This is a genomic window from Sphingobium aquiterrae (genome assembly GCF_037154135.1).
Taxonomy (GTDB): domain Bacteria; phylum Pseudomonadota; class Alphaproteobacteria; order Sphingomonadales; family Sphingomonadaceae; genus Sphingobium; species Sphingobium aquiterrae.
In genome coordinates this window covers 135,098-151,550 of record NZ_JBANFL010000013.1, presented here as the reverse complement: position 1 = coordinate 151,550, position 16,453 = coordinate 135,098, and the positions used below count along the sequence as shown (strand labels likewise).

Below are 16,453 nucleotides of genomic sequence, written 5' to 3'. Positions count from 1 at the left end.
CATCAACGTTCCGCCATCCTGACAGGGGGTCCCTTTTGCGCGCCGATAAGGGGTCCCGTTTGCACGCCGATTGACACGCTTGGCGCGCAGCAGCATCGCCAGCCTGCGGCCCTCGCCAGCGGTGACGAGGTAATAGCCGGTCGGCGTCCCGTCCTCCTTGGTTTCCGGCTCCACGACAAGGTTCTGGATCAGCCCCTTGTGCTGCATCGAAGCGGCCAGCGCCTCGATAGCGGCTTCCCCATGCGGCACCTTTCGGGCATTGTACGGGGACTTTTTGAGCTTGGCGAGCGGCACGAAAATCTCGACGCCCGACACAGGCTCGGCGGCTTCGGTTTCGGTAACAGCGTTCATCACACTACTCCTTCTAAAACCACACACACCCCGGAATGGGGTGGGCGGCGAAAGAGCGACCGGCAGGCCCGCCGGCGGAGCCGGGCAGCATCCGAAGGACCGGAACGCAGAGGAGGTAAGCGCGCCTGCGCGCGTTGCGGCCCGGCGCGGCGGGCCTATAGGGAGGCGACGCCCACCCCATAGCGGGAGTGCCACGATCAACGCGATCGGGCCGGCGAACGCCCTGGCCCGATCTCCGCAGATACGGAAAAAGCCCAAATCCGCAGGGGCGGATTTACAGATAGCGGGGCGTTGCGGGGTGTCCCCGCTTGAAGGGGTACGGCCAGATTTAGGCTGGCCGTCAGGGGAAGGCTTCCCCCACGATCAGCGTTGGCTATGGACGCCGCGGCAGTTCTGATACAAAACCTTGGTCATTGCATGTAAATACCGAGGACTTATATCAAAGCGCATGGAAACGACGACTCATCGAGAACGGGCCCTGGAGGTCGTCCGTCACCGCGGCATTGCGCGCGGCCGCGACTTTGACGCGGCTGGAGTCACGCGCGCCACCCTACAGCGCCTGCGTGACGAAGGCGTCCTCCAGCAGGTCGGCCGCGGACTCTACAAGCTGGCCGATGCGGACGTCGACAGCGCGACGAGCCTGGCCGAGGCCGTGCGTATCCAGCCACGCGGCGTCATCTGCCTGCTCTCGGCGCTGCAGTTCCACGAGCTGACCACGCAGATCCCCCATGCGGTGTGGATGATGCTCGGCCAAAAGGAGTGGGCACCGGTCAATCCGTCCGTGGCGCTGAAGATCGTTCGCGCGAGCGGCGAAGCGCTGACAGCGGGCGTGGAGACACACATCATCGACGGCGTTCCCGTGCCCATCACCGTACCGGCCAAAACCGTCGCCGACTGCTTCAAGCACCGCAACAAGATCGGTATCGACGTGGCGGTCGAGGCCCTGCGCGATTTCATGAAGTCCCGACCCCGGCCGGACCTCAATGCGGTCTACCGTTATGCCCAGCTCGATCGGGTCCAATCGGTGATCCGGCCCTACCTCGAAGCGATGACATGAGCCGGCCGCCGAAGAACATGGCGATCTCGGTGCGCGACCGGCTGACGGCGCGCGCCCGCGAGCGCCGCGAAAACGCACAGCTGCTGATGACCCGCTATGTCATCGAGCGCCTGCTGTTCCGCCTGAGCCTGTCACCGCATCGCGAGCGGTTCGTGCTCAAGGGCGCGATGCTGTTCAGCCTGTGGGCGGACGCCCCCTATCGCGCCACCGGCGACCTCGATCTGCTTGGCATGGGCGAGAACGCGCCCGAGCCGCTCGCGGCGGTTTTTCAGGAAATCCTCGCGGTCGCGGTCGATGACGACGGCATCGTGTTCCGGCCCGAAACCCTGCGCGCGGCCGCGGCCCGTGCCGAGGATGAATATGCCGGCGTCCGTATCGACTTCGTCGCCGAACTCGCCGGCGCGCGGCTGCCGATGCACGTCGATATCGGCTATGGCGACGCGATCACGCCGGGCGCGATCGAGATCGAGTATCCATCGCTGCTCGGCCAGCCGACCGCGCATCTTCGGGCCTATCCGCCCGAAACGGTCGTGGCCGAGAAATTCCAGGCCATGGTCGCGCTTGGCATGCTGAACACGCGCCTGAAGGATTTCTACGACATCTGGGCGATCGCGGGATCGTTCGCGTTCGATGGCGCCGTGCTGTCGCGCGCTATCCAAGCGACCTTCGATCGCCGCCAAACCCCGTTGCCCGTCGAGACGCCCCCGGCGCTCACGCCCGCCTTCGCCGACGAAAAACAGGGCCAATGGACAGCGTTCCTGCGGCGGACCGAAATCGCGTTGGCGCCCGAACCGTTTGCGGCAATCCAGGCGCAAATCGCGTCGCTCGTGATGCCGCCGGTGCTGGCGCTCGGCCAAGGCACCGCCTTGGCCAGCGACTGGCCCATTGGCGGTCCCTGGAGGAGAGTGGCCCGGTAGCTCCACCCAAACTGAGCGCTATTGAGCTAGCGGGTGTCTTCGATGTGCAAGATAACAGAAATGGATAATGGACTACGCGCAACGACTTGCAAACAGGGGGAGGCGATTAAAATTTATCGGGTCCTAGCGTCTAGATTCACGCATCAATGAAGCGCTCGTCACCCACAGGAAGCTCAGTGGCCGGCAACAGACCTAATCGCACCCGCAAGATGCGCCGAATGGCGGTGCGGTTGGATCCGGATGCGTTCTGAAACCGCTCGTCGGCGAAATTCACTCCCGCCCCAGGCTTCATCCGTTCGAGAAACGCCGCCTCGGTCATCACGCCTTGCGCGTACATGTCGCCGGCAATTTCACGATAGACGTCGAAGAGCGCTTGGACTCCGACGGTCTTCCGGATGAATGAATTGGCGGGTGCCTTCTTCCAGAAGAGCTGATCGCAGGCGTTGAGAAAGTTGCGCGTCGCCGCATAGAGCAGGGCATCGTCGCCTGTACGATAGACGTCCCGGAGCGGCGGCTTTCCGCTGCTAAGGTCGCTTCGCCTCGTGCCCGATCGCTTCTTAAGAGTGTTGGCGTCTTCCTTCGGGTTTGAGCTAATCAGCCGGAGGATGCCCCCGACGATAACCGCGAAGGAGAGCTTCATATCACCGCGCGGAATCATCACCGCGGACGCGAAATCATTGACGGGCGCGACCGCGACCTTGCCCTTGAGCGCGGATTGGTCGTCCGTTGCCAAGCGACGCGCAAGGAACACCGCCAGTTTTTCCGGACTCCATTGGTCCTCGGGCTCGTCGGAGAGATTGTACCCGAACAGCTCATAAGTCAGGCTCTTGTCGACGGCCTTCTGGTTGGAATTGATCGTCGCGAAGATTTGCGCCTGCATCGGCTTGGGTAGATCGATGAAGACAGAGCACAGAAGCTGATCGTCGAGATGCTGTTGCTCCGCGCGTGCGAAGGCGAACAAGCGATGTTGCCCGTCGATGACGGCGGCGAGCTTGGCCGCCGATGGAATCCGAAGCTCGTACCGTTCAGGCTGCTGCGCCGGTCCATCAGTGACGGCCGGAAAGACGGTGATCTGCCATCGTCGGTCGAGCTCCTCGACCTCATCCTCTTCGGTCTCGTCTTCGGACAGGTCCGATTCGATGTCGCCCTCGATGCGCCCTTCGGAACCGTGAATGTTCGCTGCCAATATGATTGAGTTTGGAAAGCTGGCGTCGATCCGGTTGATGTAGCGGCTGATCGCGTCGAGGCGACGTGGGTCGGACAATCGCTGGGCGCCATCCACGACGTATGTGCCGGTCGTGGAGTCCAGCTGCGCTTCGACGACATCGCTGAAGGCCACGTCAAGCAGCGTCCGCGCGCTCAGCACGACCGCGAAGAATGTGCCGATCGGTTGATCAATCCGCAACGCTGGTACGATAAGGGGATATTGCGTGGCCATCGGCATCAGACCTGCACGTTGCTGGTGCCGCCGGGAAGCGGACGCTGCGCTCCTCCAAGCAGGGGCCGGGTCGGATTGCCGCCGGTGGCAGCGTCGTCGGGCGTTTCATCCTGGAAAATGTTGTCGCCACCGTTAGCCAGCCACCATGTGAGTACGGCCAGGCCGAGGCCGATGAAGCCCCATAATATTGTGCCGCACCCATCCGGCGAGCCGAAGCCCATCAAGTAGATGGCGAGGACCAGCTCGACCGCGATCAGAAGAATCGCGACCACCGTGGCCATCTTATCGAGCGCATACATCAGCTGCATCGCGGCGGGACCCGCGATAGCCAGAATGGCCGTCGCCAGCGCGAGACGAATCCCAGAGAGTTCGGCGTGGGGATGGTCCTGGGACGCAACGAAGGTCAAGAATCGATAGGCCTCGATCCAGATCGCCATACCGCCGAGAAACAGGATGCCGACACCCAGAAAGATGTAGAACGACCACTCCTTGCACGGCTTTTGCAACCGCTCTCGAAGCAAATTCCATGGGCTGGGCGAGCGAAAAGCCCCCAAATCCTGACTAGTCTCGTCCATCCCCGTTCCCTGATTCGTCTCGCGTTGTCGATCAATTGCGACTGTCTCGGTGAGCACGACGGCAGCGTCAACTTAAAGGTTCCTGCCTGCGGAACCTCTTGACAGGTGACCCGTGACTGTGGTCGTTACGAAGCCGATCTCCGGATGGAGGTCATTAAGTCCCGGATGGGACGCTGTTGAAACCGCCTGGTGAGGCTGGTTGGTTGGTAAGGAAATCGCCCCAGGCATGATGCCTGAGGTGCCTGTGCCGTCCTGGCCGGTCTCTCGTTGGCTAAACGAGAGATGAAAAATGCAAGACAATTCCCTGATCGTTCGAATCCACGACGCAAGCCAGCAGAGCTATGGCTTGAACAAACTCGTGGGCAATGTCGGCCTCGCGGCCTTTGTCGATCTCATCACCATCGCTGATCTGGATGCCAATCCGCGCCAGGCCAAGAAGAGCATGGTCACCGACGACATCGAGGAAAGCCTCGAGACCGAACCCGACATCTTCCACTTCATGACCAAGGGCGTGCTGATTGGCGCGCGGCGGGTCGAGACGCTCGAACGCGACCGCTATCGCATCACGTTCGAAGATCCGCAGCTCGAGGGCATTCTCGACGGCGGCCACAATACGTTCGCCAATGGCCGCTTCATCGTGCGGACCCTGCTCGATGACGGCGAGGCTATCGCGAAGAAGATCCGGCGGTGGGATGATCTGCGCACCGTCTGGCAGGATCACCGCGAAACGATCGAACTGCGCAAGAAGGATTTGCCCGACGTGCGGATTCCGGTCGAGGTGATCTTCCCGGCGACCGGTGACGGTGCCGAGGAATATTTCCAGGAGAAGATCCTCCGGATCAACGCAGCGCGCAACAACAACGCCCAGCTGACCGAGGAGACCAAGACCAACAAGCGCGGCGGTTATGACGAGATCAAGAAGAACCTCGATCCCCAGATCGAGGTCGATGTCGAGTGGAAAGCCAATGCCGGCGGCCGCCTGAAGGCGCGCGACTTGATCGCCCTGTCGCTCATTCCGCTGTCCGTCCTACCGGAGGATCTGCCGACAGCCGCGATCCGCAAGAACCCAACGATCATCTTCTCGCAGAAGGGCCAGTGCGTCCAACTGTTCGACGATCTGCTGGAAACCGACGGCGTCGCTGAATCGGTGAAAGGTGACATCGTCGAGATCACGCACCCGAGCATCCAGAGCGCGCTCAAAATGATGAAGGACATCCCGCGGCTCTATGATCTGGTCTATGCGCGGCTACCCGACGCTTACAACAAGGTCAGCTCGCGCTTCGGCGGCATGAGCTGTGTCCGCTTGTGGAACGGCACCGACAAGCACAAAGAAAACAAGAAGAAGTACCTCGCCAAGCCGGCATCGACCAAATTCTACCAGAAGGAGGTCGAGTATGATTATCCCGACGGCTTCGTGTACCCGATCGTCTATGCCTTGTCGGCCCTGATGGAATTCAAGGACGGGGAGCTGTCGTGGAAGACAGCGCCCGATGCCTTCATCATCGCCAATCTGGAAAAGGTCATGCGCACCTATTGGACGATCATTCAGGGCCAGGGCTATGATCCCGCAAAGGTCGGCAAGGCGACGGGCGCCTATGCGCTGGTACAGACGCTGTTCGAGAGCGCGCTCAACGAGAATCTGATCGCGCAGCTAAAGGCAACGAACCAGATCTGATCGGACCGACCATGATGATGGCGGCGCCGGGCCATGCCCGGCGCCGCTTTTTCGTGTCAGCCGCGCACGCTCTGCAGGCCGCGCACGGCCGCGATCATCGCATCGCAGGCCGCGTCCATCATGATCGCTGTCGTAAACCGGCCGGGGGTCACCCGGAACGCCTGCCGCGCGCGCTTGGTATCCCCGAAAAGCGCAAGCAACACATGGCTGGTCTCGATCTTATCGGTTGAGCAGGCGCTGGAGGCCGAAATGCTGACGTCATCACGCAGGCGCCGCAGCAGCGCGAGCGGTTCAACCCCCTCGATGCTCAAGGACAGCATCGGCAGGCGCCGCTCGGGATCGCCATTGAGCTGCACTCCGGGCAGAGCCTCGCCTAGCCGGTCGAGAAACCCATCACAGAGGCCACGCAGCCTTGCGCGCTCGGTATTCGCCGACTGTCTGGCAATCGCTGCGGCCTCACCAAATCCGGCGATCAATGGGACGTTGAGGGTTCCGGGCCGAAGGCCGCGCTCCTGTCCGCCCCCGAAGTGAAGCGGTGCAAGGCGTACGCGCGGGCGCCGCGAACGAATATAGAGCGCGCCGATCCCCTTGGGACCGTAGAGCTTGTGTGCCGACAAGCTTGCCATGTGGATGTTGTCGCGGTCGACATCGACCTCGGTGCTGGTGAGGGCTTGGGCAAGATCGCTGTGGAAGGTGACACTTCGCTCGGCGCAGATCGTTCCGATCGCGCGCAGCGGTTGAAGTGTCCCGACTTCGTTGTTCGCCGCCATGATCGATACGAGGCCCGTGCCCTCGTCGATCGCGTTCGAGACAGCGTCGGGGTCGACTAGGCCATCCGTGCTCACCGGGAGATAGGTGACCTTCCAGCCACGCTGTTCGAGTTGCCGTGCCGGTTCGAGCACGGCGGGATGCTCGATCAGGCTCGTGACGAGATGGCGCTTGTCGGGATTGGCTTCGGCGAAGCCCAGGATCGCGAGATTATTGGACTCGGTGCAACTGCCCGTGAAGATGATCTCGGCCGGACGCGCGCCGATCAGGGCCGCGATCTCGCCACGGGCGTGCTCGACCGCCAGGGCGGCCGCATTGCCGTGGCTGTGCTCGATCGATGCCGGGTTGCCGAAGGTTTCCGTGAAATAGGGCAGCATGGCGCGCAGCACTGCCGGATCGAGGGGAGTGGTGGCGTTATGATCGAGATAGATGGGCTCTATCGCAGGCGTCGGCTCAGCCTGCCGCTGCGCCGTCATGCCGCCTCCGCGATCAGACGCGCGACATCGGCGGGGCTGCGTGTCCGCACCGACAGGGTCCCGACGCCGCGATGGATGTGGGCACGGAATCGCACCAGCACGTCCTCGTCTGACAAGGACTCCGCAATGGCGGATTGCTCCACGAAGCGCAGCATGGCCCCGATCAAGGAATTGTAATCGCCGGTCAGCGTATAGGCGTTGAATTCCATGCCCTCTTCATCGGGGAGAGGCATCTCTCCCAAGGGGCCTTCCTCGAGCGACAACATGACAGCCAGTCGGCAGAGCAGATTGGGTGTAAGGCCGGTACGCTGCCGAAGCGAACGAAGCTTACTCGTCGCATCGATCGAGATCTTAAGCTTGCTGTAGCGCACGCGGCGATCCCTTCCCTGGCTGCTCGTCGAAATAGCCATCGCTCACGCTGGTGGATCCGGCATCCGGATCATAGTCTAGACGATAGCTATGGCTGATGCTCGGCCGCAGGCGCGCGTAGAGGTCGTCGCCGATTTCGCTGTCGGTCGACAGTACAATAACCTGATGGCTTGCGGCGGGGAGATAGCGCTCGACTAGATTGGCGCGGTGTTCAAGATCGAGGCGGCCGAGTGGCGTATCGATGATCATCGGCAGCATGCGACCGCTCGTCCGAGCGAGCGCCCACAGCATCGCGGTCGCATACACCTGCTTCTCGCCTGCCGAGAGCTCGCCTTTTGCGACTTCGCGCCCATTGGATGCGATCAGATGAGTCTGAAAGGTCGAAGGATCGATGCGGATGTCGGCGATGAAGTCCGGCTTGCGCAGCAGATGGCGGAAGCAGCGCAGGAACTCGCGCGATAGCTGGTCGACCTTGTGCCGGAGGAGCCTGCCCTCATAGTCGGCAAGGGCACTAGCGACACGCGCGGCCAGCCCTGAGCGATCGCGCGCAGAGGCCGTCGATACCTGGGTTTCCAAGAGCTTCCGGCGCTGTCGATCCAGCGTGACGAGGTTGCCGCGCAAAAGCCTGAGTTCCTCCTCGGCCGCTGCTAGCAGCGCCTCGGTACTTCCCAGACGTCCGCTGGCGGCCTCGATCTCAGTCAGGATCGGCACGGTGACGTCTTCGTTCGCGCGGGTCAGGCTATCGTCGATCGCGCGCAATTCCGAGGTCAGGTCGTCGAGCTCGGCGGCGAGAGAGGTGATCAACGGGCGGATACGCTCCTCGACGTCGGCCAGCCTCGCTTGCGCGCCGGCTGCATCACCCAGCGCGTCAAGCATCGGGTCGCCAGCGCTCGATCCGTCGTCGCGGTGCTCGGCGAAGAAGCTCTGCAGCGCCTCGATATGGGCTGCGCGCCAAGGCGACGAGCGTCCGCTGTTCTCCTCCACCCAGGCGAGGAGCGACGCTTCGATCATCGCGAGTGCAGTCTGCGAAACAGCGCCGGACTTGACCGACAGCGCCTGACGAAAACGCGCCACCAACTTGGGTGCGGCGGCAAAGGGGAGCAGGCCGTTTGCCAGTTCCTTCAGCTCGGCCTCGCGCCGGGCAATCTGGCGCCGCACCTCGTCGCGTCGCGCCTCGATGCTGTCGCGGCGCAGGGCAATCTCGCCGCCCTCCGCAGTGAAGCGACGGCGCAGGCCTTCGACGGCACGGGCATGGGATTCTCGCTGCGTGCGCCGGTCGGCCAGCGCATCGGTCCGCTCTTCGATCCGCCGTTCGACCTGCGCGATCTCTTTCAGCACTGCCTCGAGCTCAGCGGTCGCGGACGCATCCTCGCCCCGGCTATGCCGGGCGAGGTATAACCCGAGATCGGTACGCAGGCGGCCCACGAGGTCGATGCCAAGTAGGCTGCGCATCGCGGCCGCGAGGCCCTCGTCATCGTCGCCTTCCGCGATGCTCGCGATTTTCTCGCCATCGAAAAAGAAGAGCTGCGAGACACCAGGTGGGATCAACTCCTGAAGAAAATGCGCCCACTCTTCCTTGGGCACGGAAGTGATCGGCGCGCCATCCTTTTCGAGCATCAGCGCTTCGCTGATTTTTCCGCGACGTGCAGTCCACTCCCGACGAATCTTGTAGTGGTGGACGACGCCCGCTTCGGCATAATCAAATTCGAGGCCGACCGCGGCATGACCTTCGCCCGCGACACGGTTCGCGGCGTGAATGCGACCATCCAGATAGGCATGATATTCGCCCTCGCCCACGCGCGCGCCGAGTGCGCGGCGCCCGTAGAGCGCAAGGCGGACCGCTTCGAGCAAGGTGGTCTTGCCGGCGCCATTCTTGCCGCCGAACAGGATGATGGGGCGCGGTGAAGCGGTTTTGCGCGGGGCAAGATCGATCGTCTGCCTGCCGGCATAGAGCCCGAAATCTTCGAGGAGGATTGTCCGCAGGATCATAGCTCGTCCTCGCTTGTCGGTTCGAGGTCGAGGTCGCTATCGTTGATGGTTTCAGCTGCGATACCGAGCACCCGGCGCCGCTCCGCGATCAGCGTGTCGACATCCCGCCACTCTTGTCGAAGGGCATCTTCAATGCGGGTGTGAACGGCATGGCGGCGTTTCAGTCCATGAGCGGCGCGTTCGATGTCGACCAGCTTGACGACAAGATCGGTCGGCACGTCATGGACCCGGCAAACTTCATCGAGCAGCGCGCCGTCCTCGGTGGTGAACGCTGCCGCATCTTCGATAACCCAGTTGATGTCGCGGCCGAGGACATCGCGCACGATGGCGGGCACGCTATCTTCCCAGTCGCCACGTTCGCTGCGCCAGAGCCGACGGATCTCGTGCAACTCGCTGTCGAGAATCAGAAGCGGAGCTTCGCCGACAGGGGCTTCCTTCTGGATGCGCACCTGGACTTCTAGCAGGCGCCGCAGCAGCGTCTTGCAGAAGGCCAGCATATAGGGCCCGGGCATCGGACGATCGGTTTCGCCGATGAAGGAGACCGACCCGTTCTTCCGCCGGAAATCGCGGAACTCACGCTTTCTGACGGGGTCCTGCGTCTCGGCAAGCATGTCGCGGAAATCGAGCAGCGGTTCGAGCCAGTCCTCCCCGGACTCGATCATCGCCTCCATGGCGCGGTCGCGCTCGACCACGGTGCAGACCCAGCAGCCAAAGCGCGAGTTGCCGCAGGACGGGGTGGTCTTGTCGACCACCAGCGGGCATTCTCCGGCCTGGGCGTTTCGGTACATTGCGACCAGGTCGCGATTGTCATTGCCCCACGGGCATTCGACTTGCAGCAGGAAGTCCCAGACATCGTCGGTCGAGAAATCCTTGATCGGAGCATAGACGAAGGCGTTCAGCAGCGACGAATGGCGTGACAGCTTGGAACCCTTGATCTTGTGCAGCGACATGACCTGGGCGCGGGTGGCCGATTCCTGCGAGCGCACGCCAAGCACCATCACGACCTCGCCGAACTCCGCGACACGGCTCTTGATGAAATCGTTGGCCGGCTCGATTTTTAGACGCTCGGTGCACCAGCGGAAACGCCGCGATGGCGCGGGATAGCCGCGTCCGATCAGGTTGACCCAGAAGCTGTTCTTCGTGGTCGGCGTGACCTTGTGGGTCGAGATGGGCAGGCCGAGCCGCTCGGCTTCCTCGCCGATCTTCTTCAGCGACCGGTCGATATAATTGGTGATGACCGGCGTTTCGACCAGCGTGTCCGAGCTGATCACGTAGATATGCTTGGTCCGTTCCTCCGGCGGCATATCGGCAAGCGCTAGCCAGATCAGCTGGAGCGTCGCGGTGGAGTCCTTGCCGCCGCTATAGCCGATCACCCAGGGGCGCTGGTCGCTTAGATAGATTTCGCGAACCTCGTTCTTGAGGATCGCGATCGGATCGGTAGCGATGATAAGATCCGACATCAGGCCACCTTCGCCTTGGGTGCGGCTTCGCCGCGGACGGCGCGTTCGAGCGCCTCGCCTTCGGCGCCAAGTTTCAAACCGAGGGTCTCGCTGATGACATTGGCGACGAGAAGAACATTGTTCTTCGAACGGTTGACCTTGCCCGCGATAAGCGCTCGGCCTTCCCAGAGCACTGTGTTGGCGCGCGACCAATCGACCTTCCGCAGCCCCGAGAGGCGCTTCTCCCAGTCTCGCGGATACGCGGCAATCAACCGCGCGCCAGCATTAGCGATCGCCTGTACGGCGACACCATGCGCATGGACATAGTCGCGGCGCAGCTCGCTCGCAGCGACATCGCGCGTGGCGACCCGCTGCCAGTCCGGCATCTGAGCAATGACGCCGTTCCAGAAGCGAATGGCAAGCGCTTCGTCTTCGGGCGCGACCTTGCCGGAGCGTGACTTGCCGATCAATTCGGCCGTTGCCTGGTGGACGCTGCTCAGCGTGAACAGCTTGAGCGATCGGTTCGAAATGCTGGTTTTTTCGAGATCAGTGAAGTCCCGGAAGAGCGGGACGGCACCGACCACGGCCCGCGACAACCGCGCCAGCGCATCACGATGATTGTAAAGAAGCCGGATTGACGCGGTGGGGCGGACGGCATGCATATTGAGATCGGCGAACATCTGCTGGCTGCGCTGGAGCCCACGATCCGCGAACACGACGACGGAAATGGTCTCGTCGCCAAGGTGCGGGCGCTCCTTGATCGCTTCCTCGATCGCCGCGCGGCGGTGCTGGCCGTCATTGATAAGGATGGTGGCCGACATGCCGATCTTCAGGCGGCCGACCGAGCGAAGCGGTCCATCGTCGGCCGCCGCCTCGAAAGTCATCTCGCCATCGATGCAGGCGCACAAAGACGACAGGATATATTCCGTCGAGTGCTCGGTGATGTAGCGCGCGATGGCCGGCACCCGCGCACGATTCAGCGTCCGCTGCGCGCGCAGCGGCGCGGGAATCGCCTCATCGTCGAATCGAAAGATTCGCGGAACCAGCTTCAACGGCACCATGATGACAAAATAGGCCGCACCGGCTTGAACGCCGCGGATGGCAGTGAACTCGTAACAATTTGCTTCCACATCAACCCCTCAAGCCTGAGTGGAAGTTAGTGTCACGTTCTTTGGAAGTCAAATTTTTGCCGCAGGAAGTTTGTTATTTCCTGCTTGGACTTTCCTGTATTATCCTGCCCGGAGTCCCAGCGCTAGTAGGTTGCGGTGGGTCGAGGACGCTATCGGATGATGCGGGCTCATCGACCTTCGGCTGCATCCGGAACACCCAAAGCGGCAAACGGCTGCCTTTGAAATCCCAACTGGCGATTGGCGCAAACCATTGCGGCACCGGCGCGCCGTGCAACTGGATCACCTGATCGCCGGCGATCGTCTGGCTCGAAAAATAGCGGGAGAAGATGCGGCTTGCCGTGCCGATCCCGTCATATCCTTCATCGGAGGGCTCGACGGGTTCGGCGATAAACTCGACCGCTCCGGCAGGATCGTTCGGAACCGGGTTCGGGCCGCTGATCGGCCATTCGCCATATTGCATCAGCACCATCGCCAGCTGACGATCCTTGGGGTCGATCAGCTCGACGTTCCGACTGAATATTTTCGCTACGGGCACGCGGTTTTCGGGCAACCCTTCGCCATCCAGCATAAGAGGCTCCTCCTGCGTCCCCGCGAACATGAGTCGGAGCGGGGCAACGGTATTGAGCGACACATCGCCGAGGCAGCCAAGCGCGTTGGCCATCATCGCTCCTTCCATGGAGATGTGGACACCGCCACCCGGCATCCGAAACCGGGCCGGCGGCACCAGCGTCCAGATTTTCCAGAGCGACCAGTAGATTGCCAAGTATAGCGGCGCACCGACCAACGCCGCGTAATCGTCCAGCGTGCGCATATAGGCAGCGCTCAGCTTGGTGCGCTGACGCTTCGGGTCCTTGCACCGAACATTCTTGACCTCGACGAGCCATTGCCTGCCATCCTTGAGAACAACGCGGAAGTCTGGCGCCCGCAGGTGTCGCGGGGCGTGGACGCGCCCGAGATCCTCGACCTTCAGCAGCGAATATCCGCCGAGGCTGACCACCATTGCCTCGAACAGATTCTCGACGCGTTTGCCATGGACCAGTGTGTGGGATTGCAGAGCCGCCGTGAGGGTTCCCCCGGCGGCCGCCAGGAACTGCGTGATCAGCGTAGGGTCGTTTAGTGCCACGCCGCTTTCGCGAGCGAACGCAGCTGCCGCCATGAGAAGATCAAACTTCGGAGTCTTCTTTGCCTCCCCGTTCACGACTCGCTCCACGCGCAATGCTGATTGCCATCAGCTCGACGCGTCGCCTGCGACGCGTCGAATGCCACCGACGCTATGTTTCTCTACGCTAGACGACGCCTGCTGTACCTGACGTCTTGGCATGCGCCGATCTTTCGATTTCTATTACGTACATTCGATTGAACTCGGAGCAAAGCGATGACGAGACTGAGCCGACCGCGCACTCGGCGTCATCGTCAGCGCGTGTCAGAAGGAGGGGAGATCATTGTGGTTTCGGCACCGCATGACCAGCAGGTGGTTGGTGCAGTTCAGATCATGATAGTCAGATTGCTCATGTCTACTCAAACATTGCGCAGCGCCTGTCGAACTGTGAAGGAATAATGGGGGATTACAGATCCTCGCCATAGGGAGGGGACATGCAATGCTATTGATGGTTGAAGATGCGGGCAAGAAGCGGGCCGCGCAAAAGGCGCTGGAGGTATCGGTTCGCCAGCATCTGACGGATCAAGGCGTGCGGAATATCGGCTTCCCGAGCGGGAATGTCGATGAACGCCTCTATGCGAACGGCCTTGGCGAGTTGTGGGCAGCGTTCGGCAAGGTGGATGACGCTGCCATTCCCCGGCGCTGGAATGCCTTTGGGGTCTTCGACCCTAAGCGGCACGCGCAAATCATCACTGTCGAGATCAATATCCCGACCACATCCAATTCCGCACGGGTGGCCGGGTTTTTCGCTCGCGACCCGGTAACCAACGAAGTCTATCTCATGCACGATGGCAGCATCGGCGGCGGCAAGGCCGGCGTCGGGCGCAGTGCCTTTCTTGCATGGTCGAAGGCAACGCTTGAGGACGTCAGTCGCGACGACGGCGATGACAGGGCAGGCATCGTCATCGGCCGGGTCGATTCCAACGATATGGCCGCTCGCCTTTGGCGCTTTGTCCAACTTGTCAAAGGTTTCAAGGATGCCGTCGCCCGTGGCGAACTTGACAACCCGGACGTGCGGCAGGCGATCGCCGAGTGGGAGAATTTCAAAAGCGAAGGCTCCGGCCGACGACATGGACGACGGCGCTCGGAAATCGATTATATTTCCTACCATGGCGACATCGTCGAACGGCTGTTCGAGGAACGGCAGGCCCGCTGCGCCAATGGCGAGCGCGTCCTGAACAGCAAACTGATCGACCTCTATGTCCGCACGGGCCAGTCCATGACGGAAATCTATGAGATCAAAACAAGCGTCGATCGACAGTCGATCTATACCGCGATCGGCCAACTTATCAGCCACTCCGCCGATGCGGTGCCAGGCGTCAAGCGAACACTGGTTCTGCCGGAAGGGCCAATCCCGCCTGATTTGGAGAGATCATTGGCATCTCTGTCGATCGCACTGCGCCGCTTTTCGATTTCTTCCGGCAAAGCGCCGAAGATCACTCTCTCCTGAGCGCGAGAGGTAGGCGCGATGACAGAAGGTGAGCAGCCGACGAAGGCACATCTTGATCGCTCAGCAGAGGCGTTGTTGGCTTTTTTAGAACTGAATCGTCAGGAACGGTTGTTCAGATACCCTCTTGGCAGTTCGTACCCGGCAAATAGCTGCGAGAGTGTGTCGCTCATTCTCACCTTCCTGCTGGAAGCAAAATATGGCCTTGAGAACGTCAGGATCATCAAGGGCACCGATCGCCGGCATGGACACCATCTGTGGGTCATGGTTGGCGATCTGATTTATGATCTGACCTCTCATCAGTTCCCAGGCCGCGGGCCTATCATAGGCGCGCTGGCCGACGGATTCCTGCTCGATGAATATCCCGATTGGTCGGTCGAGACCGGACGTAATTTCGTGGACCGCGATGAAGTGATCGCACTGTATCGGGCCGGCGTGATTCCATTTTGACCGCGCAGCTGAAAGGTGCCCGGGGTGCCCGAACATAAGAGCCATCATTATGTGCCGCAGATGTACATGCGTCTGTTCGCGCGCGCCGGTGACAACCGGATCGGCGTGTATGTCATCGACCGCGCCAAGTTCATTCCCAATGCGCCAATCCGTGGCCAGGCCTGTCGCGACTACTTTTACGGCAAAGACCCGCGCGCAGAGCGGGCGTTTGGCCACATCGAAGGTCACGCTTCGAGAATCTTCGCCGAAGCGGTCCATCAGAACCGGCTGCCGATGCCAGGGAGCCAGGATCATGAATGGCTGATCTTCTATCTCGGCATGCAGCACGCCCGGACGGTTGGCGCAGTCGAACAGCACAATGAAGGCTCGGAAAAGGTCGCTAAATCAATCCTCCGTCGCAAGGCGGAGCTGGAAGGGAATAGCGAAATCCTGGCTGCGCTCGACTGCGTGAGGATCAAGCGCACGAATGCGGTTTCCGAGGTGGTGGGCTACGCGACGATCGGCGCCAGCCTCCTCGCCGATCTTACGTTCGTCCTCCTTCAGAACGGTAGCGATACACCCTTCATCGCGTCCGACACCCCCGTCGTCCTTCACAACAGGCTATATGAAGGTCAGCATATTAGTGTCACCGGTTACGCCAATGTGGGGTTGCAACTGTTCCTACCCCTGGGGCCACGGATCGCTCTCATTGGTTTCGACAGCGTCGCGTACACCGTGCAGACGGACCCAAGGGGCATCCTGAAAGTCGATGATGATGAGCAGATTGCCCTGATCAACGATCTTCAGTGGGAAGCAGCTCACGCGGTGCTGTTGGCATCCCCTGATATGCTCGAGAAGACATTGCAGTCAGCGGCAGTCCATTGGGCGTCGCGCCGCCGCGCAGAGCGAACGGTCTTCCGGGAAGAAATCGTCGATAGGTCGGATACCGAAGTGCGGACACGGCAGGGATCGGGCGAGGCTCCGTCGGCGGTATCGCTCGATCTGTCATTCTTCACCTCTACCCTGCCGGCACCGAAGCTGCTCGCTCCATGGGAGATACCACCATTTCGGGACGGTGACCGTGTCGCTCGCGTAGACCGAGCGTTCGACCGGTTCGGCGATTGCTACGCGCCTCGTTAAATAAGCTTTCCGTGAAGGTGAGCCCAGAGGCGATCCTGATTGTCGGCAGGGTAAGCACACCTGGCAAAAATGGTGATTACCCGGTGATTACATT

15 protein-coding genes are annotated in these 16,453 nt (G+C 61.6%); 6 read left to right on the top strand and 9 right to left on the bottom strand.

The features are described from left to right. A partial coding sequence (locus WFP78_RS15235) for a ParB N-terminal domain-containing protein (protein WP_336964032.1) occupies positions 1-351 on the bottom strand: 351 nt, incomplete at its 3' end. Positions 352-799: 448 nt separating this feature from the next. Here WFP78_RS15235 and WFP78_RS15230 point away from each other — a divergent pair. Together WFP78_RS15230 and WFP78_RS15225 are read left to right on the top strand one after the other, a co-directional pair. Continuing rightward, complete coding sequence (locus WFP78_RS15230) at positions 800-1,408, top strand: type IV toxin-antitoxin system AbiEi family antitoxin domain-containing protein (RefSeq protein ID WP_336964029.1); 609 nt, start codon at positions 800-802, stop codon at positions 1,406-1,408. Further along, a complete protein-coding gene (locus WFP78_RS15225) occupies positions 1,405-2,325 on the top strand; it encodes a nucleotidyl transferase AbiEii/AbiGii toxin family protein (protein WP_336964026.1) in 921 nt (306 codons plus the stop codon). The genes WFP78_RS15230 and WFP78_RS15225 overlap by 4 nt, the downstream gene beginning before the upstream one ends. 136 nt (positions 2,326-2,461) lie before the next feature. On the opposite strand, the gene WFP78_RS15220 is transcribed toward WFP78_RS15225, so the two are convergent. Together WFP78_RS15220 and WFP78_RS15215 are read right to left on the bottom strand one after the other, a co-directional pair. Beyond that, positions 2,462-3,769, bottom strand: a complete 1,308-nt coding sequence (locus WFP78_RS15220) for a DGQHR domain-containing protein (protein WP_336964023.1) — start codon at positions 3,767-3,769, stop codon at positions 2,462-2,464. Further along, positions 3,769-4,338, bottom strand: a complete 570-nt coding sequence (locus WFP78_RS15215; RefSeq protein WP_336964020.1) for a hypothetical protein — start codon at positions 4,336-4,338, stop codon at positions 3,769-3,771. The genes WFP78_RS15220 and WFP78_RS15215 overlap by 1 nt, the downstream gene beginning before the upstream one ends. Positions 4,339-4,627: 289 nt before the next feature. Here WFP78_RS15215 and WFP78_RS15210 point away from each other — a divergent pair, with 289 nt between their 5' ends. Further along, the gene (locus WFP78_RS15210; RefSeq protein WP_336964017.1) at positions 4,628-6,013 is read left to right on the top strand and encodes a hypothetical protein; all 1,386 of its coding nucleotides are present in this window, start codon (positions 4,628-4,630) and stop codon (positions 6,011-6,013) included. A 56-nt stretch (positions 6,014-6,069) separates the two neighbouring features. On the opposite strand, the gene WFP78_RS15205 is transcribed toward WFP78_RS15210, so the two are convergent. The 6 genes from WFP78_RS15205 to WFP78_RS15180 all read right to left on the bottom strand — a co-directional run bounded on the left by WFP78_RS15205 (position 6,070) and on the right by WFP78_RS15180 (position 13,382). Next, positions 6,070-7,257 (bottom strand): cysteine desulfurase family protein, encoded by a 1,188-nt coding sequence (locus WFP78_RS15205; RefSeq protein ID WP_336964013.1) that lies wholly within the window; start codon positions 7,255-7,257, stop codon positions 6,070-6,072. Then, positions 7,254-7,628, bottom strand: a complete 375-nt coding sequence (gene dndE / locus WFP78_RS15200; RefSeq protein WP_336964011.1) for a DNA sulfur modification protein DndE — start codon at positions 7,626-7,628, stop codon at positions 7,254-7,256. The genes WFP78_RS15205 and dndE overlap by 4 nt, the downstream gene beginning before the upstream one ends. After that, entirely contained in the window at positions 7,609-9,615 is a 2,007-nt protein-coding gene (gene dndD / locus WFP78_RS15195; protein WP_336964008.1) for a DNA sulfur modification protein DndD, read from the bottom strand. Before dndD ends, dndE begins: the two co-directional genes overlap by 20 nt. Beyond that, positions 9,612-11,075, bottom strand: a complete 1,464-nt coding sequence (gene dndC, locus WFP78_RS15190; protein WP_336964006.1) for a DNA phosphorothioation system sulfurtransferase DndC — start codon at positions 11,073-11,075, stop codon at positions 9,612-9,614. Before dndC ends, dndD begins: the two co-directional genes overlap by 4 nt. Then, positions 11,075-12,184: a DNA sulfur modification protein DndB gene (gene dndB, locus WFP78_RS15185; RefSeq protein WP_336964004.1), complete on the bottom strand. Its 1,110-nt coding sequence runs from the start codon at positions 12,182-12,184 to the stop codon at positions 11,075-11,077. Before dndB ends, dndC begins: the two co-directional genes overlap by 1 nt. Positions 12,185-12,257: 73 nt before the next feature. Beyond that, positions 12,258-13,382: a hypothetical protein gene (locus WFP78_RS15180; protein ID WP_336964002.1), complete on the bottom strand. Its 1,125-nt coding sequence runs from the start codon at positions 13,380-13,382 to the stop codon at positions 12,258-12,260. Between the two features lie 400 nt (positions 13,383-13,782). Between WFP78_RS15180 and WFP78_RS15175 the strand changes: the two genes are divergently transcribed. Genes WFP78_RS15175 through WFP78_RS15165 form a run of 3 tightly spaced genes read left to right on the top strand, consistent with a single transcriptional unit; the run spans position 13,783 to position 16,359 of the window. Continuing rightward, positions 13,783-14,793, top strand: a complete 1,011-nt coding sequence (locus WFP78_RS15175) for a hypothetical protein (RefSeq protein WP_336963999.1) — start codon at positions 13,783-13,785, stop codon at positions 14,791-14,793. A gap of 18 nt (positions 14,794-14,811) precedes the next feature. Beyond that, positions 14,812-15,240 carry a hypothetical protein gene (locus tag WFP78_RS15170; protein ID WP_336963997.1) on the top strand — a complete coding sequence of 143 codons (429 nt, stop codon included), beginning with the start codon at positions 14,812-14,814 and terminating at the stop codon, positions 15,238-15,240. Positions 15,241-15,264: 24 nt separating this feature from the next. After that, positions 15,265-16,359, top strand: coding sequence for a DUF4238 domain-containing protein (locus WFP78_RS15165; protein WP_336963994.1), 1,095 nt, complete (start codon positions 15,265-15,267; stop codon positions 16,357-16,359). Positions 16,360-16,453: the final 94 nt, after the last annotated feature.